This window comes from Sulfurimonas sp. HSL-3221 (assembly GCF_021044585.1).
GTDB classification, from domain to species: Bacteria; Campylobacterota; Campylobacteria; order Campylobacterales; family Sulfurimonadaceae; genus Thiomicrolovo; species Thiomicrolovo sulfuroxydans.
The window spans coordinates 1966094-1984996 of record NZ_CP087998.1 but is presented as its reverse complement, the minus strand read 5'-3'; the positions used below and the strand labels follow the sequence as shown (position 1 = coordinate 1984996).

At 56.3% G+C, this 18903-nt stretch carries 17 protein-coding genes; 10 read left to right on the top strand and 7 right to left on the bottom strand.

The window, feature by feature from the left end; genetic code table 11:
• Positions 1–3 precede the first annotated feature (3 nt).
• From LOH54_RS10205 to LOH54_RS10190, 4 genes are all read right to left on the bottom strand, one after another.
• Positions 4–243: a hypothetical protein gene (locus tag LOH54_RS10205; RefSeq protein ID WP_231018955.1), complete on the bottom strand. Its 240-nt coding sequence runs from the start codon at positions 241–243 to the stop codon at positions 4–6.
• A gap of 3 nt (positions 244–246) precedes the next feature.
• Positions 247–1683, bottom strand: coding sequence for an NAD(P)/FAD-dependent oxidoreductase (locus tag LOH54_RS10200; protein WP_231018953.1), 1437 nt, complete (start codon positions 1681–1683; stop codon positions 247–249).
• A gap of 66 nt (positions 1684–1749) precedes the next feature.
• A complete protein-coding gene (locus LOH54_RS10195; RefSeq protein WP_231018951.1) occupies positions 1750–3147 on the bottom strand; it encodes a DUF3373 family protein in 1398 nt (465 codons plus the stop codon).
• A 77-nt stretch (positions 3148–3224) separates the two neighbouring features.
• Positions 3225–3560, bottom strand: coding sequence for a cytochrome C (locus LOH54_RS10190; RefSeq protein ID WP_231018950.1), 336 nt, complete (start codon positions 3558–3560; stop codon positions 3225–3227).
• A gap of 281 nt (positions 3561–3841) precedes the next feature.
• Between LOH54_RS10190 and LOH54_RS10185 the strand changes: the two genes are divergently transcribed.
• From LOH54_RS10185 to LOH54_RS10165, 5 genes are all read left to right on the top strand, one after another.
• A complete protein-coding gene (locus tag LOH54_RS10185; RefSeq protein ID WP_231018949.1) occupies positions 3842–5311 on the top strand; it encodes an NAD(P)/FAD-dependent oxidoreductase in 1470 nt (489 codons plus the stop codon).
• An 18-nt stretch (positions 5312–5329) separates the two neighbouring features.
• Complete coding sequence (locus tag LOH54_RS10180; protein ID WP_231018948.1) at positions 5330–5494, top strand: hypothetical protein; 165 nt, start codon at positions 5330–5332, stop codon at positions 5492–5494.
• Between the two features lie 57 nt (positions 5495–5551).
• Positions 5552–6376: a peptide deformylase gene (locus tag LOH54_RS10175; protein WP_231018947.1), complete on the top strand. Its 825-nt coding sequence runs from the start codon at positions 5552–5554 to the stop codon at positions 6374–6376.
• A 65-nt stretch (positions 6377–6441) separates the two neighbouring features.
• The gene (locus tag LOH54_RS10170) at positions 6442–9081 is read left to right on the top strand and encodes a hybrid sensor histidine kinase/response regulator (RefSeq protein ID WP_231018946.1); all 2640 of its coding nucleotides are present in this window, start codon (positions 6442–6444) and stop codon (positions 9079–9081) included.
• Between the two features lie 143 nt (positions 9082–9224).
• On the top strand, positions 9225–9974 hold the full coding sequence (locus tag LOH54_RS10165) for a response regulator transcription factor (RefSeq protein ID WP_231018945.1): 750 nt from the start codon (positions 9225–9227) through the stop codon (positions 9972–9974).
• 25 nt (positions 9975–9999) lie between these two features.
• Here LOH54_RS10165 and LOH54_RS10160 read toward each other — a convergent pair whose 3' ends face one another.
• From LOH54_RS10160 to pstS, 3 genes are all read right to left on the bottom strand, one after another.
• Positions 10000–11355 carry a putative porin gene (locus LOH54_RS10160; RefSeq protein WP_231018944.1) on the bottom strand — a complete coding sequence of 452 codons (1356 nt, stop codon included), beginning with the start codon at positions 11353–11355 and terminating at the stop codon, positions 10000–10002.
• Positions 11356–11588: 233 nt separating this feature from the next.
• Positions 11589–12791, bottom strand: coding sequence for a hypothetical protein (locus LOH54_RS10155; RefSeq protein WP_231018942.1), 1203 nt, complete (start codon positions 12789–12791; stop codon positions 11589–11591).
• A gap of 275 nt (positions 12792–13066) precedes the next feature.
• The gene (pstS, locus tag LOH54_RS10150) at positions 13067–14071 is read right to left on the bottom strand and encodes a phosphate ABC transporter substrate-binding protein PstS (RefSeq protein WP_231018941.1); all 1005 of its coding nucleotides are present in this window, start codon (positions 14069–14071) and stop codon (positions 13067–13069) included.
• 223 nt (positions 14072–14294) lie between these two features.
• On the opposite strand from pstS, the gene LOH54_RS10145 reads away from it, so the two are divergent.
• The 5 genes from LOH54_RS10145 (at position 14295) to pstA (ending at position 18900) form a co-directional block, all read left to right on the top strand.
• Positions 14295–14963, top strand: coding sequence for a phosphate signaling complex PhoU family protein (locus tag LOH54_RS10145; protein WP_231018940.1), 669 nt, complete (start codon positions 14295–14297; stop codon positions 14961–14963).
• 19 nt (positions 14964–14982) lie between these two features.
• Entirely contained in the window at positions 14983–15657 is a 675-nt protein-coding gene (locus LOH54_RS10140) for a response regulator transcription factor (RefSeq protein WP_231018939.1), read from the top strand.
• Entirely contained in the window at positions 15651–17087 is a 1437-nt protein-coding gene (locus LOH54_RS10135) for a sensor histidine kinase (RefSeq protein WP_231018938.1), read from the top strand. The genes LOH54_RS10140 and LOH54_RS10135 overlap by 7 nt, the downstream gene beginning before the upstream one ends.
• 113 nt (positions 17088–17200) lie before the next feature.
• Positions 17201–18061: a phosphate ABC transporter permease subunit PstC gene (pstC, locus tag LOH54_RS10130; RefSeq protein WP_231018937.1), complete on the top strand. Its 861-nt coding sequence runs from the start codon at positions 17201–17203 to the stop codon at positions 18059–18061.
• Positions 18058–18900 (top strand): phosphate ABC transporter permease PstA, encoded by an 843-nt coding sequence (pstA, locus tag LOH54_RS10125; RefSeq protein WP_231018936.1) that lies wholly within the window; start codon positions 18058–18060, stop codon positions 18898–18900. The genes pstC and pstA overlap by 4 nt, the downstream gene beginning before the upstream one ends.
• Positions 18901–18903: the final 3 nt, after the last annotated feature.

The window sequence follows — 18903 nt, the reverse complement described above, 5'->3', positions numbered from 1 at the left end:
CGTTTAGTCTGCGCTGCCGTTGCGGTGGAAGAGGCGCGCGAAGAGGCGGATCACCCCCCGCAGCAGGAGCACGACAAAATAGACAAGCAGGGTATAGACCAGGGGATGGAGGTAGTTCCCCCTCCCGGTCATCTGCGAAAGACGCACGCCCGGATCGCTGAGCAGGTCCGGGTGCAGCAGCAGTGACAATGTGACAAGCAGCAGCGCGAAGATCGCGCCCTCTCTTATCATCAGTTTACGCATCTGCTACATCAGCCCCCGCATCATCAGGTACCAGTACATCGGTTTGAGCATGTACAGGTCAAAGGCCCACCACGCCCAGCGCTGCTCGCCGACGGCGAGCGGGAAGGAGGGCGCGGCACCGTCGTAGTCGAACTCGGCCAGGATGATTTTACCATACTGGGTTTTGAGGGGACAGACGGTATAGCCGTCAAACTTCTCTTTGGGTTCCTTGCCTTCCATCTGCGCCAGGAGGTTGGCGACCATGATCGGCCCGTGGTGGCGGGCACTCCCGCCCGTTTTGCCCAGCGGGATGCCGCAGACGTCCCCGATACCGAAGACATTGGGGTAGCGCAGGTGCTGCAGGGTGTAGCGGTCGACTTCGAGCCACCCTTTGGCGGAGCCTTTCTGCCACCCCAGCGGCGAGGAGGCGACGGCATCCGGCGCGCTCATCGGCGGGACGATGTGGATGAAGTCATAGGGCATCTCCACGCGGTCGACCTTGGTGATCATATCGTACTCTTCGAGGTCCTCGTCATACTCGCCTTGGACCTCGTACTTGTGTTCGAAGGTCGCGACTTTGCCGGCGGCATCGATGGCGACGAGGTTGTGGCCGAACTTGTTCGTGATGTTGCCGTAGCGCGGCTGCACCTCTTCGACCAGGGTCTTGTTTACTTCCGGCACGCCGAAGAGGCTGCCGCTCGTTGTCGCAAAGGTGAACGCCGCGCTGAGCTTGTCGCGTTTGAGGAAATCGTCGCTGAGGTAGAGGATCTTCTGCGGCGCGCCGCCGCACTTGATCGGCGTGCCCGGCTGGGTACAGATGACCTTCGGGTTCCCGGTTTTCGCCGCGGCTTTGAGGGCGTTGAACCACTCCCAGGTGATCGAACCGCCGTCGGCCGTTCCCTTTTCCGGGTCGTTCAGATAGACGCTGGAGATGCCGTTTTGGCCGATCATCTCCGCGCTCAGACCCTCGATCCATTCATAATGGTACTGCAGGCCCGTCGCGACGACGAGGTAGTCGTAGAAGACCTCCTCGCCCGCGCGGGTAATGACCCTGTTGTTGTCCGGGTCGAAGGTCTTGACTTCGTCTTTGATCCAGTTGACGTCGTCGGGGATGAACTCCCGGTTCTCTTTGACAATGTCGTCATAGGTGTATTCGCCCGCGGCCATGAAGACCTGCCCCGGCTGGTAGAGGTGTTTTTCGTTCGGCGCGATCAGGGTGATGTCGGGGTCGGAGAGGGCGCGGTGCAGGCGCGCCATCGCCATGATGCCGCCCGCACCCCCGCCGACGATGACGATTTTGCCCTTCGCGCCGGAGGCACGGGCTTCAGTGAGGCTGCTGCTTCCGGCGGAGGCAATGACCCCGGCGGCGATGGGGGAGATCCCCATCAGTTTGAGCGCCTCGCGGCGCGACAGGTTGACCGAAGGCGTTTTCGGCTCCGGGTTGTTAAACCGTTTTTTCATATTCATTTATTCCACTCCTTATGCTCCTGCCGTAAAAACGGCAGGGGTGTCGTTTAGACGGTATTGTCAGTATCGGTAGCTGACGGCAAAACGCAGGTCGGTCGCCGTAATGTCCGTTTCGACGGGCGCCACCCATCCGGCGCAGTTGATATTGGGCGTATAGTCGTGCTGCACATAGGTGTAGCGGATCTGCGACGGCAGGTACTTGACGCCGAAGAGGTCGAAGTTCCAGTACGCCTCATAAGCACTGCCGCGCACGGCGATTTTCGAGCCTATTGCCGTATCTTCCGCCCAGGTCATCGGCGTCCAGTACTTTGAACCCCGGTTGTATTCAAAGCCGAGTCTGCCGCGCTCGGTAAGCATGTCCGGAATGATGACCCCGGCCCAGACGGAGCTGCCGCTGCGACTGCCTCCGTCGGCGGAACCGATAAGCGTGTAGCCGTTCTTGGCGTTGTAGTTCGTGTAGGCACCGGAGACGAAGAGGGTCGTCTCGTCCAGGAAGTCGCTGATCTCCTCGCCGATGCCGGTGATTTTCAGACCGACGGAGAAGAGGTCCGCTGTCCCGGATGCCGCTTTGGGGATGTTCCCGTCGAGCTTCCTGCCTTTGGTATTGAAGATGTGCGCCCACTGGTACATCACCTGGTACTGCCCGTCATCATAGGCATTCCCCGGTATGACGAGGAAGTCGACGCTGGTGTCTTCGAGCGTCGTATTGACGTCGCCGCCGCTCAAGGCATAGGGCGTGCGCGCACCCGATACGTCGCCGTAGACGTCCTGCATCTCACCGCTGTGCGCGCGGCCGAAGACGAATTTGGTATAGGCGCCGTCAATGAAGCGGCCCCAGTCGAGACGGACCATGGCGCCGTTGACTTCCATATTGGTGATGTGCGCGAGCGGAGAACCGGGGTCGGTTTCGTTTTCCCGGACGTTGGCGAGGAAGCCGTTGGTGGAGGGGCGCCGGCCGATTGAGACGCTGATCGGCTGTCCGCCCAGCTCGTCGGAGTAGACAAAATAGGCTTCCTTGACGCGCATGACCGTATCGGAGGCTTTCGAACTGGCCGCCCAGTCTTTCAGTGCCGGGTCGGTCACGTAAAGATGGCTGCCCCAGGTCGCATAGACGGCGAGTTTGCCCTGGAAGGTCAGTCCCTTCATCGGCGCCGCGCCCATGGTGAGGTAGAGACGGCTGGAGAGCAAGGAGGGGTTGGTGGCATAGGTGTCGGCGTCGTTGTTGCGGTAGTCGATGACGTCAACGGCGTTCCTGAAGTCGATGCCGAACTTGATGTTGTCGTTGGCGCTCTGCGCATTAACCTGGCTCAGCTTCTTGTTGGTGCGCTTTTGCTGTTTCTCGAGTTTTTGCACTTTTTGCATCAGGGCGTCGATCTCTGCCTGCATCGATGCATCATCGGCAAGAAGCGCGCTGGAGAACAGCGTCAGTGCCGCAGTCGAGAGGAGGGTTTTTCGCATGGTTTTCCTTTTGGTGTTAAACGGGTTGTCGCGAGGGACCCGGAGGGCGTTACCCTCCGGGGAAAAGAGTCAGGCGATCAGCAAGAAGGGATGTTGCCGCTGTCGCTTGCAAAGTCGTGGACGAAGTCGTAGAGGTGCTCTTTGAATTTGCTTTCGAACTTGTCGCTTTCAAAAAAGTTTTTGCCTTCGGGGCAGGCTTCGGTCATCATTTCGGCGAGGTTGCCGTTCTCTTTGGCCTCTTCCCACTCCATCTGCGTATGCTTTGCCGCGAAGACGGCACCGGTCATACCGCAGGTCTCTTTGAGCTTTTTCTGATAGAGGCGCTGGCCTTTTCCTGCATCGGCGTGCAGTGCAGAAGTGAGGAGGCTAAGGCCCAGCAGTGCGGAGGTTGTGAGTTTTCCGAAAGTTGTCATTCTATTCCTTTGACGATGAAAATGGTGAAAATGAATAGTACTATCGTCAAAATTAAAATAAGATAAAATTAGAATAATTATAATTAATGATTATTTTATTCATTTCTTCGTCATTTTCCTTAAAGATTAAATGTAAATTTATGAAACATGTTAGAGAATAAGTTAAGCAGAACTTATCAAAGTGATAATTTTGTGACTCCAGGGTCGTAGAATTGTCATGAATGTATTTTTTTGCACTAAAATCTTCGTTAGTTTTTACGATGAGATGAGAAGGAGTAAGCATGGCAAGATTAGTCGTACTCGGCGGCGGTGTTGCCGGCCATACGGCGGCAACATTCGCCGCAAAGTGGTTGGGTAAAGAGCATGAAGTCGTCGTTGTGACACCGAATTCCAAATGGAACTGGATTCCGTCGAACATCTGGGTTGGCGTAGGAGAGATGACAAAAGATGATGTCACTTTCGATCTGGCACCGGTATATGCGAAAGCAGGTATCACCTATAAACAAGCGAAAGCGGTCTCAATCAATCCCGAGGGGGATGCGAATTCGGACAAGCCTTTTGTGACGATTGAGTATACCGGCCAGGATAAAGCCGGCGAGAATGAAGATGTCACTTTTGACTATCTGGTAAACGCCACGGGGCCGAAACTGAACTTCGGTGCGACCCCGGGCCTGGGTGAGGGCAGCGAGATCGGTGAGAACACCGTTTCCGTTTGTACCGCTGATCACGCCGTGCATGCGAGCGAAGAGCTGAACAAGATCTTTGAAAAAGCGAAAGCGGGCGAAAAGCAGAAGATCCTCGTCGGGACAGGGCATGGTATGTGTACCTGCCAGGGCGCGGCGTTTGAGTATATCTTTAACATCGAACACGAAGCGCGCAAGGCGGGGATCCGCGATAACGTAGAGATCAAGTGGATCTCCAACGAATCGTTCCTCGGTGACTTCGGTATGGGTGGTCTGCATATGAAAGTCGGCGGTTACGTCGTCAGCTCCCGTATCTTTACCGAATCCCTCTTTGCCGAACGCGGCGTCGATTATGTGATCGGTGCGCACGTCAACAACGTTGAAAAAGGCAAAGTTGGTTACGAACTGCTTGACGGTTCCACCGGCGAAGAGAATTTTGACTTCGCGATGCTGATCCCGCCGTTTGCGGGTGTCGGTCTCAAAGCCTATAACAAAGCGGGCGAAGAGATCACCGATACGGTCTTCGCGCCGAACGGCTTCATGAAGGTTGACGCGGATTACACGCCGAAACCGTATGAAGAGTGGAAAGCGAGCGACTGGCCGCGTACCTACCAGAACCCGACGTACAAGAACATGTTCGCCGCCGGTATCGCGTTCGCACCGCCGCATATCATCTCCAAACCGATGAAATCGCCCAACGGCACGGTGATCAACCCGACACCGCCGCGGACGGGTATGCCTTCGGGTATTATGGGCAAGGCCGTTGCGCACTCCGTCGTCGACCTGATGACGCGGGGTGAGAACGCGCACCTGCACGAAGCCTCCATGGCTGAGATGGGCGCAGCCTGTGTCGCCTCCGCCGGTAAAGGGTGGCTCAACGGCCAGGCGGCGGCAATGACCGTTTACCCGGTCGTACCGGACTTCGACAAGTACCCGGGTACGGGCCGCGATACGGACTACACCTTCGGTGAGATCGGTCTGGCAGGACACTGGATCAAGCATATCCTGCACTACCTCTTTATCTACAAAGCGAAGCTCAAGCCGGGCTGGACGCTGATTCCGGAATAAGAAAGGAGGAACATAGATATGAGACAAGAAGAAGTGAATTTCGCGCTGAACGACAAGTTTAACACCTCAATGATCCCGGGCCGTTTCGCCCGGATGATGCGTACGTGCAAAATCTGGCAGTTCATCCGCTTTGTGATCATCAACATCAAGATGATCATCGTCGTCCGTAAAAGCCACGGATAACACCTGCGGCCCTCGGGCCGTCACGTCAGTAACTCAACCACTTTAAAGAATCCATCAATGATCCAACCTCTGCTCAAATACCCTGACCCGCGCATACGTCTTATTTCCGGTAATGTCCGTTTTTTCAACGAGACCCTCAAAGACATTATCGCAGATATGACCGACACGATGGAGGCCAACGGCCTCGATGCCCTCTCCGCCATCCAGATCGGCATCCAGTACAACGTCATTGTCCTCAAAGAGGAGGACGCATACACCCCCTACATCAACGCCCGCTTTCTCAAAGAGAAGGGGAAAGCGGCCGCGGTGGAGCGTTCGACCTATTACGACTTTACGGCGGAAGTGGAGCGCTACACCTCCCTCACAGTCATCTACGAGGATGAGACGGGAGCGATGCATTCGCGCGACGTGGAGGGGGAACTGGCACGGACCTTCCAGCACCAGCTCGATTACGCCTTCGGCAGCACCTTCGTCGACCGCGTCCCCAAGGCGGTCCGGCAGCAGATTGACGCCTATCTGGATCAGGGACTTGTCAAAGAGAGCCGGATGCCAGGGGAAAAGAGCGGCAGCTGCCCGACGGTCTTTGTGCGCGACTACATCAAGAAAGCCTACCGGCTCGTGATGCTCGGCGTCCTGCTCAGCTTCATTGCGCCGTTTACCGTCGAAGCGGCGACGGTGCAGACCATTGCCGTGGCGGACATGGCCGCCCTCGGGCTGATCTTCGTATTGATCATTGCCTACTTTTTCTACGCCGAGTACGAGGCGAAAAAGTACAAGCAGTGCACCAGCTGCCAGACCGGAAATATCATCGGTACCGCGGGGATCGCGTTGGGGCAGCTCGCCCTGCTCGCCGTCGGCGTTTTCGCCTGGGTGCTCCCTTAGGCTTGACCGTTTCCCTCAATATGCTAAAATCAATTTTTTTCATTTAAACATCGCAGGAGGAGCGCATGCCGTCCGTTCCGCAGCTTCGACGGGTCATTGACCGTTTCAAGGAGGCCAAGGCGACGATTCTGCAGCGCTGGGTCTCCTATGAGACGGCCGAATCGGTGCTGAAGCGCCACGGGATCGAAACCGATTTTTTTATCCGCCAGTACGCCTCGGGGGTCTACGACTATTTCGAAATGGTCATCCGGGGCGAGATGCAGATCGGCGACTGCCCGGTCATGGCGGAACTGCTCGAATACCTCAAAGACAACGAGGTGACCTCTGACGAACTCTTTATGCTCTGCAGCCATTTCCGCCGCGCGATGGTGGACATCTCCTACGAGCTCGGAGTGAACTCCCAGGAGGTCTACGACGAGATCAGCTATGTTTTCGACCTCAACTTCTCCGGGGTGCTCAAGCGCTATACCGAGACGATCTACCAGAAAGAGCGGGAGATCGAGCGCAACGTCAAACTGCTCGAAGAGTACCGGCGCGCCATCGATGAGAGCGCCATCGTCGCCAAGACCGATGCGCAGGGGACGATCACCTATGCCAATGCGAAACTGACCCGTATCTGCGGCTACAGCCAGGAGGAGCTGGTCGGCAGCCCCCACACGATGCTCTACCACCCCGACATGCCGGGGAACTTTTTCAACCGCCTCGCGGCGGCCATCGGCGAGGAGGGGGTGTTCAAAGGGACGATCAAAGGAAGAGCGAAGGATGAAAGCACCTTCTATATCGATACGACGGTCGTTCCCATCACCGATACCCACAATGCGGTGACGGAGTACATGGCGATCAGCTACGAGGTAACCGACCTCGTCGTTGCCAAGGAGGAGGCGATCGCGGCGGGAGAGGCGAAGGAGTATTTTCTCTCCAACATGTCCCACGAGATCCGAACGCCGCTCAACGCCATCCTGGGCTTTGTCGCCCTGCTCAAGGACGAGGCGCAGACGGTCAAGGACCGCCGCTACCTCGACATCATCTACAGCAGCGGCGAGAACCTGCTGAGCATCATCAACGACATCCTCGACTTCTCCAAACTACGCAGCGGCGAATTCACCGTCGAGCCGGCCCCTTTCAACCTGCACAGCACCATCAGCCACACCCTGGAGCTCTTCGTGCCCAGCGTCAACCAGCAGCATCTGACGCTGACAAGCTTCATCGATCCGCGCATTCCTTACGAGCTGATCGCCGACCCGCTGCGGATCCAGCAGGTGATCTCGAACCTGCTCAGCAACGCCATCAAGTTCACCCCGCCGGGGGGAGAAATCACCGTGGAGGCTTTCTACACCGAGGGGCGCATCAGCATCAGCGTCATTGACACGGGCATTGGCATCGCGGCCAAAGACCAGCACTACATTTTCGACCCCTTTTCCCAGGCCAGGAACGAGGATCTTCCCGGGGTGGGAGGCACGGGTCTTGGCCTCTCCATCAGCGCCCAGCTTGTGCGGCATATGGGCGGGGAGATCACGCTGCATTCGCACCCCGGGATCGGGAGCACGTTCACCTTTACCCTCCCCGTCATCGTGGGGGATGAGACCCGGCCGCTTCTGACGGACCTTGAGTGTATCCGCAAGCACCGGCTCGCTCTCTACTGCCCCGAACAGAAGTTTGATACGATGGCGGCCTCCCTGATGCGCTATCTGCAGAGCTTCGGCGTGAAAATCAAATCGGTCGAAGCGCTGGACGGCAGTTACGATCTGCTCTTTTTCTCGGAGCACTGTGTCGGAGAGGCGCAACGTAAGGAGCTTCTGGCGGAGGGGTCGCCAAAGGTGGCGCTGATGGATGCGCCCTACGACACCTATGAGAACGTTTCCGGCGTGACGCCGCTTGTGATGCCCCTGTACTGCTCCAAACTCCAGGAGGTGATCGAGACGGCGCTGATGGGGGATGCGGAGCCGGAGCCGAGGGCGGACACTGCCGGGGTGCGTTTTAATGCCCACCTGCTCGTCGCGGAGGACAACGAAGCGAACCAGGAGCTGATCGGCACGCTGCTGGGCAACCTCGGTGTCAGCTACGAGATCGTCGGCAACGGTGCGGAAGCGCTCAAACGGATGCGGACGGAACATTACGACCTTGTACTGATGGATGAACAGATGCCGGTCATGAACGGACGGGATGCCGTCCAGGCGATGCGGCACATCGAAAACCGCGAGGGGCGGCAGCACTTGCCTATCATCGCCCTGACGGCAAACGTGCTCGGGGGGATCGAACAGCGGCGCATCTACGACGACTTCCTCGGCAAGCCGATCCGGATGGCAACGCTGATCAGTTCGCTCGAACGTTTCATCCCCCGCGCGGAAGATGCCGCCGCCGAGGAGACGGCCCCGGAGACGGTGCTCCCAGAGCACAAGGAGCTGCGCGAGATCCTGCAGGTCACCGAAGCGCAGCTGCAGATGCTGCTCGGCGTCTACCGCGAAAAGATGCAGAGCAGTTTTGAGGAGCTCGAGGCGGCCATTGACGCGGAAGATCTCAAACAGGTGACGCTGCTTGCCCATTCGATCAAGGGTTCCAGCAGCAATTTCCGTTTCGACAGCATGACCAAGCTGGCCGAAAAAATGGAATGGGAGGCGCGCGCGGGCAACGCGGCATTGGATTATACGGGGATGCTCGGTTCGATGCGCGGCTGCTTCAATGCCTTCATCGGGGAGGGAAGCTGATTCGTTTCGAAACATTTTCATTATTTGGTGAATTCTGTTTTATGTGACACTTCTATGATAACTTTGTAATAAAGTCCTTTTTCACTATAATTATTTTTAATGCACTTTTTGAGGGGCATTATCGAGATTGTTTAAGGGTTGGGATGGAAAGTTACAAAGTCATGATCGTCGAGGACGATCCCGTTACAGCGATGAACCTGCAGATCGCTTTGGAAAACCAGGGATATGAAGTCGCTGCCACGGTAGATTCTTCGATCCAGGCACCCAATAAGATCAAGGTGTATGAGCCCGATATCGTCCTGGTCGATATCAGCCTGCAGGAAGATGCCGACGGTATCGAACTGGCGAAGTATATCCGCGAGAGGCATTGCCTCCCTTTCATCTACCTTACCGCCCACTCCGATGCCGACATCATCGACGAGGCGAAACAGACCGAACCGTACGGCTATATCGTCAAACCTTTCGACCCGGAGTCGCTGCATGCGACGATCCAGATGGCGATGTACAAGTTTCATGTCGAAAAGGAGCGCGAAGAGAACTTCGAGGGGTTGAAGAACGACAAACTCAACCTCGAGAAACTGCTTTACAACAAGAAGCTCTCCGACAAGCCTATTGTCCCCTTCGGAGAGGACTACTACCTCGACATCAGCGTCTGCGAGACCTTTTATCAGGGTAAGAAGATCAAGCTGACCAAGAAAGAGAACGCCTTCATGCGGCTGCTGGTGGCCCAGTTGGGCTTGGTGGTCAGTTTCGACCAGGCGATCAATTACGTCTGGGAGGAGAAGGGAGCGACGGAGAACAGTGTGCGTACCCTGGTCTGGCGTCTGCGCAACAAGCTGCCCACGGATATTATCCAGAACGCTTCGGGTATCGGGTACTACATCGAGGATTGAGGTGTAAAGGAGGGGGCGGCGGTTCTTAGAAGAACCACTGCGTCGTCAGCTTGAAGCGCGTATCGGTATAGTCGCCGAGATCTTTTCCGTAGGTATCCTCCTGGAACACGAGACCGACTTTGGTCGAGTTGCCTCTGAGGTACCAGTTCACCCCTGCCATTTTCGATTCGAGTTTCCAGTCCCCTTTCCCGTCGTATTTGTCCCAGTTTTCGTAACGGACAAAAGGTGCGAGGTAATTCAGCGCTTCGATGACGTACTCCCCGGTCACGTACCAGCCGCTGGATTTGCCGGTCTCGGCTTCGCCCCAGTTCTTGACGACACCGTCGAACTGGAACCACTCCGCCTGCACAAAGGCGCCTTTGTAGTGTGCCGACATCTCGAGGTTGATCAGCTCGTGGTCGATGGTCTGTGACACGTTGCTGTCGGCATATTCGATGCCGGGGCTGTTCCAGTAGGCGGCACCGATCTCGAAGTGCTTGCCTTTACCGAAGTAGGTTTCGGTCCGCTTGGTCTCTTCCCAGCCGTCAAACGGTGAGAGGACGACTTTCCCGCCGTAGAAGAAGCTCTTCTGGTTGAAAGCGTCCCCGTCGAAGCTGCTACCGCCCGCGTCTTTGAACTTGCCGGAGTAGACGCCGTCACCGAAAGCGACTTCGTAATAGATTTTCTTCTTCCAGTCCCCGTACATCTTCGCATTGGTTCCCCGGCGGTTGTGGGTGATGTACTGGGCCGCTTCGTCGGCGACGTGCGGGCGGTCGTAGTGCAGCACGTAGGCGGATTTGACGGTTTCGGTACGCGACACGTCGATCTTTCCGCGGTAGAGGCGGAAGTTCACGAGGGATGTATTGAAGGGTTTGCTGATCTTGAGGTAGGCATCACCGACGTTGAACTTCTGCTCGCCGTCATCTTGATAGTTGGCCTTGTCGTTGCGGATATCCATCGTGAACGAGACGTGCTTGCCGAAGCCCGCGGCGGCTTCGAAACGCGTACGGCGGAGGTAGGCGTCCCAGTTGTCGGTGTCGCTCTTCGCCGCGTCTTCGTAATCGCGCTGGTAGTTTTCAAACGTCCCCTGGATGCGAACCCCGAGTTTGAGCCACATGTCCGGATTGTCCGACGCCGTGAACTTCATGTTCGGCGCCGTCTCTTTGCCCAGCAGGAACTCCGGCGAATCGCCGTTTTCAACGGTCGGGCCCTGCAGCGTTGCCGTTTTTTCGTTGGCTTTCGCGCTTTCGGCAGGGATGAACTCTCCCATTTTGACGCGGTTTTCGCCCTCTTGGGTAAAGACCTGACCGGTGGTCGGGTCGGTGTAGAGTGTCGTGCTTGTCGCATGGGCAGCTGTGCTCAAAGCGACAACAGCCAAGGATGAAATCAATGTGCTTTTCATGATTGGGTTACTCCTCAAAATAGGTGGCGGCATTGTAGAGGCTAAAGATTACAAAAGGGTTACATTACTGTAATGAAAATGTTCTCAATACTGCGTCATCTGCTTCATGCAATGAAACGCGGAGATCGAGCTGCAGAAAAATGGGGGAGATAGCTGGAGCGTTAACCGTCCGCAGAGCCCAAAAGAGCTCCGGGAACTGTTCTGCCTCCTGGGGTAGTGTTGTCTGGCGGGATTTACCAGCTGACTTCTGCGGTCAGCATAACCGCGGTGAAGTCCTGGGTATAGCTGCCGGCATAGTTCTTCTTGTCGTTGGCGACATAGGTCTCGCCGGTCAGGAGCCATTTGAGGTTCTTGTTCTGTCTCCATGCCGCACCGTAGATGTAGTTCTCGGTGTTCAGATCCGGATTGTTGTCCATCTTTGCCGTCCAGTTGTCGTAACGGGCCAGCACTTCGAACTCGTAGGCGTCGCCGAAGCGGTATGTTCCGTTCACAGAGAAGCCCGAACCGCTCTTCTTATAGGTCGTGTCATTGTTGTTCTCCGCGATAACATATTGTGCAGAGAGCAGGAACGAAGGCATATTGTAGACGGTGTGGAAGCCGTAGAATGTATAGGTCTGCGCCGTTCCGTTCATTTCGTTGCCGTCGTTGAGCATATTGTACTGGCCGAAGAAAGAGAGATCCAGGTAGGTGTTCTTGGTCGCCTTGCGTTTCACATCGCCGTCTCCGAGCGCGGCAGCCGTGAGGCGCCATTCGATGGAGTTCCCCGTACCGATCTTGTCGTTGTTGCCCTGCGTCCCGTGGTAGCCTTCACCGTTGAACAGACCGATCTCGGAGGTGAAATAGGGGAGTTTGGTCTTGAAGTTGATCCCGGCATCCGCAGAGTTGGTCAGGTCGGCAGCCTGCGCCGATTCCACCATCGTTTTGGAGATTGAACGGTACCACCAGCCGTTGTGCTCTTCGTAGTCGATCCAGGGGCGGTGCGCCATACCGAATTCGACACCCGTATAAGGCAGGATGTTGTTGAGGTAGATGTAGGCGTACTTGACGTACATGTTCGCATAACCGCCGGTCGAGCTGTTGGTCGCGTCATAGGTCGTGTCAAGGGTGACGCGGAGGTAGCTTTTCGGATCGTCGAAGAAGAAGGCTTTGACCTGTATGTAGTTCCGTCTGAATTCGAAGTTCCCCGTTTGCAGCTCTTCGAGGTTGTCCTCGGGAAGGGCTTTTTTGTCTTCATAGGTGTAGCCGAGATAGTGCAGGCCGCTGAACTCGAGCTTGGATGATTTGGCAAAAACCGGTGTTTCCGATTCCAGTGCCGTTCTGTCCTCGGCCGGTTCGGTAAAGACCTGGCCCTTGCCGTCGACATAGAATTGGGTTGCGTTCGCAGCCGTGGCGCCCAGCAGGAGTGCGGTAATCGTCGTGAAAACGATCTGTTTCATTTTTCGGTTCCTCATAATAAGTTGCGGGAATTGTAAAGCAGGTAGATTACATAAAGATTACAAAGCTGTGTCTTTATGTAACCAAAGTGCGACTGTCATGTAACCGGATGCGGTTGTGCTGAGATGAACCGTATCGGGTTCAGTATAGCACAGGGTGCTTTCAGGCAGAAACGGTTGAAATAGTGTTTTTAGAGGAGTGAAGCGGCTCGCAGGGAGCGCTTTGAAGGAGAATCGGCGGCACGAAGCCGCCGCAAAAAAGAAGGGGAACCCCCGGGTTATTTGATGTTGGTCGTCCAGTACTCGCGGATCATCTGCTTTGTGCTTTCGGGCAGCGGGATGTATCCGAGCTTTTTCGCACTGTCGTCACCCTTTTTGAAGGCGTAGTCGAAGAAAGCGGTTACCTTCTTGTCCATAGCCGGTTTCTCTTTCGGCAGGAGAATGAAAGTCGCCGCGACGATCGGATAGGAAGTGTCGCCGGGCTGCAGGGCGAGCAGCGCGTAGAAGTTGTCCTCTTTCGTCCAGCTGGCGTACTTGGCAGCGGCTTTGAAATTCTCTTCACGCGCCGCGACCCATTTGCCGTTTGCCGTCTGCAGCGTTGCCGCGGCGAGATGGTTCTTCTCTTTGTAGGCGCTTTCGATGTAGCCGATCGTGTACGGGGTCTGTTTGAGGAGGTTGGAGACACCTTCGTTTCCTTTGCCGCCCATACCGACAGCCCAGTCAATCGCCTTGCCGGCACCGTAGTTGTTCGCCCAGTTTTCAGAGCTCTTTGTCAGGTAGTAGGTGAAGTTGTACGTTGTGCCGGAACCGTCGGAACGGTGGACGACGATGATCTTCTGGTTCGGGAGTTCCAGCCCTTTGTTCTCTGCCGCGATGGCAGGATCGTTCCACATTGTGATCTTGCCGGCGAAAATGTCGGCGACGATGCCGTTGGAGAGCTTGAGCTGTTCGTCGGCGATCCCCGGAAGGTTGTAGGCAACGACGATGGCGCCGATGACGGCCGGGAACTGAAGCAGTTTCGCTTTGTTCAGCTCCTTGGTCTTGAGGGGTTTGTCGGAAGCACCGAAGTCGACGATACGGTTCGTGATCTGCTTGATCCCGCCGCCGGAACCGATGGACTGGTAGTTGACGCGGCTGTGAGTCTCTTTGCCATAGTTGAAAGCCCAGTCATAATAGAGGGGGGCAGGGAATGAGGCACCGGCACCGCTGATCTTGTCGGCGGCAGCGGCAGAGGTCAGTGCAAGCGATGCAAGCGTGAGGGCAGTTGCAATGCGTTTGAGCATAAACGATCCTTCGTGTTGTGATGGCGGCATTGTAAAATCGTATGGTTACAGAATGATTACGCTTTGCGGCGGAGAGGGCGGATTTTTTGTAACCTTTATGTTACCAAGCCTCCGTATAATCGCGCCCGACATTTATAAATATATCGCATAGCACGGCCCGAAACGGTGATACCGCCGCAGGCCTGAATTGTGATAAACTATCTGAAAGAAAGTAAGGATAAGCATGCTTCCACGCTACGAAACGAAGTTGCGCGAGATTCAGGGGATGATTGCCGAGATCATTCAAAAAGAGGTCACGGCGAACCGTATGGCCCTTGAGGCGTACAGCGCCAAGAGTGCAGAAGGCTTCGAAGCGGCAACAGACACATTGAAGATGATCGAAAACGACGGCAACACCGTCGACAACGAGATCGTCAAGACCTTCGCACTGTTCGGTCCGGAGGCCCAGGAACTGCGGGGGCTGGTCGCCTACCTCAAGATGACGAACGAACTGGTACGCATCGCCGAAGGGACAAAAAAGTATGCCCGCCGCATCCGTGAGCTTCTGCAGAGCGACTGCGATCTCGAACCGTTTGACAACGCCATCGTGCAGCTGCACAAGAGCGTCGTCAACGCCCTGGCCTGCATTCACACCTGTGTTTCCGATATCGCGAACTGCGATGTCGAAGAGACGTACCGCAAGGTCATGGTCGAAGAGAGCAAGAACGATGATCTCTTTGCGATCCTGGAAAAAGATATCATGTCAATGATTATTTCCGAACACGAGCTTTCCGCCGAATATGTGCGTATGCTCGGAACACTGCGCAAGTTGGAACGGGTATGTGATCGTGCCGTGAACGTCGCCAACCTGCTGATGTTCGAACAAAAAGGCGGAAAACTTCAGAGCTATTGACAAGGGAGTGGGAAACGCAATGCATACGACGATAGTCATCGTTGAAGATGAAGAGGATCTGCTCGAACTCATCGAGTACAACCTGGAAAAAGAGGGCTTCGAGACGATCGGTTTCTTGAACACGAAGAACGTCCGCCGCGTGCTCGACGAGGAGTCCGTCGATCTGATGATCATGGACCGGAACCTTCCCGGGGCGGAGGGGAGCGAGTTTATCGCTTCACTGCGCAAGGAGGGGGTCCAGACCCCCGTCATCTATCTCAGCGCCAAGAACAAAGAGAGCGAGATCGAAGAGGGATTCCTGCGCGGCGGGGATGACTATATGACGAAGCCTTTTAATATGAAAGAGCTTCTGCTGCGCATCAACGCGATACTCCGCCGGACCAAGGGCAGCCCTTCCGAAGGTGTCGTCGCCTATCGGGACATCCTGCTCAACCTCGCTTCGCGTGAGGTGACCATAGAGGGGACGCCCATCGCGCTGACCAAGCTCGAATTCGATCTGCTGCATACGCTTATCTCAAACCAGAACGTCGTGCTCGACCGGGATTACCTGCTGGAGCACGTCTGGGGGGGCGATGAGGTGTACCAGGACCGCACCGTCAATGTCGCCATCAACCGCCTCAAAGAGAAGATCGACCCTGACAAAAGCAAAGAGTACATCAAAACGGTACGCGGAGTAGGGTACACACTTTGCTGAAGATCCACCACTCCTTTATCCTCCAATTTCTCGGCATCTTCACGCTGATGGGGCTTATCGCCTCCTTTGTGGGCTACTTTACCCTCAAAGAGTCCGTTATCAGCGACTACGAGGTACGTCTCAAGCAGGAGATCGGACTGATAGAGTCGACCCTGCAGTATGTCACGAACATGGACCGCTATATTGCGGAGACGGCGCCGCAGATCGGGAAGCGTATCACCGTCATTGCCGTCGACGGCACCGTGGCGGCGGAGAGCGATGCGAACCGTGAAGAGATGGAAAACCACGCCAACCGCGAAGAGGTGATGGCGGCGGCCAAGGGCGAGTACGGCCAGGCCGTCCGTTTCTCCCATACGATCGGCATCGATTTTCTCTATGTGGCAAAGCGTATCGTCTGGCAGGGCAGCACCTATACGCTCCGTCTTGCGGTCAGCCTTCAGAAGGTACTCGACGACTTCTACACGCTGCTCTTCCGGCTCGCAACCGTGCTGGGGCTGCTGCTGCTCGTCGTGGTCTACCTCGCCATACGGATGAGCCGCAAGATCCGTTACGACATCGCCCAGCTCTCGGCCTATCTCGAAGAGATCAGCGACAAGAACTACAAGGCGGTGGTGAAACCCCGCTACTTCACCGAGTTCCTGCAGATCTCGCTGCTGCTCAAAAACCTCGTCAAAAAACTGGCCAAGCGCGAGCGTCAGAAGCGCAAGTACACGGCGCGTCTGCGCCTGATCAACAAGCAGCGCAACGATATTCTCTCCGCGATCAGCCACGAATTCAAAAACCCGATCGCCTCGATCGTCGGCTATGCGGAGACCCTCTACGACGATCCGGAGATCGACGGCCGGATCCGCCAGCGCTTCTTGCAGAAGATCACGGCAAACGCCCAGAAGATCTCGACGATGCTTGACCGCCTGTCGCTCTCCGTCAAACTCGAGAACAACGACCTGGCCCCTTCATACAGCCGGTTTGACCTCTGTGATCTGGCAACGGAGTGTGCGAACAACATTACGAAAAAGTACACGGACCGTACGCTGGAGGTTTCCTGTGAATCCATCTTCGTCGAAGCGGACCGCACGATGATCGACCTGGTCGTCACCAATCTGCTTGACAATGCCATGAAGTACTCCGAATCGGCCGTGCTCCTTGAGATCAATGAGGGGACACTCTGGGTACACGACCGCGGGATCGGGATCGCCGCCAAGGAGATCGAGCGCATCAGCAGCAAGTTCTACCGCGTCGAAAAGAATACCTGGGACAATTCGATGGGGTTGGGGCTCTCCATCGTCAGCTATATCCTGGCACTGCACGGCACGAAACTTCAGATCAGCAGCGTGGAGGGAGAGGGCTCCTCGTTTGGTTTCGGCATCACTCCCCTGCTGCAGAAGCCGACGGACAGCGCACTTCCGGCGGGGGGACCCCTGGAGGAGTGACGGCCTTTTCCCCGGTCTTTTTACCCCCGTCGTAATTATTCTGTAACATTTGTGACTTACCATTGCGCCCACTATATTAAGGGCCTACAAACCCTATGAAGAGAGAAGAAAGTTTGACACTTCTGATTGACAAACTGTTTGCAAACGCGACCCGCATTATTGCCGTGGCCATACTGCTGCTCGTCGCCTGGATCTTTACCGTGCTTTTCCAGCACTCCACCGAAGCGTTCGCTGCTTTTGGCTTCGATTTCGTCCTGGGGGACAAGTGGGCACCGAACCTGGAGAAATTCGGCGGGTTCGCCGCGATCGCCGGTTCGGTGATCTCGACCTTCCTGGCGATGCTTTTTGCCGTGCCGGTCGCCATCGGGGTGGCGATCTTCCTGAGCGAGATTGCTCCGGCCAAACTGAAATCCCCCGTCGGCGTCTCCATCGAGCTGCTGGCGGCGATCCCCTCGGTCATCTACGGGATGTGGGGGCTTTTCTATTTCGTGCCGATTATCCGTGATATTTTCGGAGGTCTGGGCATTGGGATGCTCACCGCGGGGATCATTCTCGCGATCATGATCCTGCCGTTCATGGCGGCGGTGACCCGCGACGCGATGAATACCACGCCCGACATCCTCAAAGAGTCGGCTTACGCCCTCGGCGCGACGAAGTGGGACGTCATCAAGGATGTCGTCATCCCCTATGCGAAAGCGGGGATCATCGGCTCGCTGATCCTGGCCCTCGGGCGCGCTGTCGGCGAGACGATGGCCGTCACCTTCGTCATGGGGAACGTGCACAAGATCTCCCTCGACATCACCGCGCCGGCGACGTCGATTCCCGTCACCCTGGCCAACGAATTCACCGAGGCGGATACGGACCTCTACTTCTCAAGCCTCTTCGGATTGGCGCTGATCCTGATGGTGATGAGCTTCGTCATCATTGCGATGTCCAAGTTCTACTTTTTGCGCCGTACAAGGAAGGTAAAATGACCGCGATTCAAAAACGGCTGCTTATCAATAAAATCGTGCTGGGGCTCTCCAGCCTTTCGGCCCTCGTGGGCATAGGGTTTCTCTTCTGGATACTCTACGTCCTCGTCGCCAACGGCATCGATGCGATCAACTGGAACATCTTCGTCTTCGAAGGGGCCCCTCCGGGCTATGAGGAGAGCGGGCTGCGGCAGGCGCTGATCGGTCAGCTCATCCTGGTCGGCGTTGCGACCGTCGTCGGGGTGCCCCTGGGGATCCTGGCAGGGACCTACCTCAGTGAGTACGGCCAGAAGTCGAAGCTTGCCGAGGTCATCCGCGATATCTCCGACATTATGATGAGTGCGCCGAGTATCGTTATCGGCTCCTTTGTCTACGCGATTGTCGTGTTGCCGATGGGGCACTTCAGCGGCTGGGCCGGCGTCATCGCGCTGGCGATCATCATGATCCCGATCATCCTGCGCACCACCGATGATATGCTCCAGCTTGTTCCCTCGACCCTGCGCGAAGCGGCCTTTGCACTGGGGGCTCCCAAATACAAGGTGATCATGCAGGTCGTCTACCGCGGCGCGAAGGCGGGGGTGCTGACCGGCGTCCTGTTGGGGATCGCCCGTGTGGGGGGAGAGACGGCGCCGCTGCTCTTCACCTCGTTCAATGACAACTTCCTCAACTACGATCTCAGTGAACCGATGGCGTCGCTGACCGTGACGATGTTCAACTATGCTACCAGCCCCTACGAGGACTGGCAGAAGATGGGATGGGCTGCGGCGTTCATCCTCTCGATGTTTATTCTCGGCCTCAACATTCTGGGCCGTCTGATCCTACTCAAGAAAAAAGGGAGATAGCCT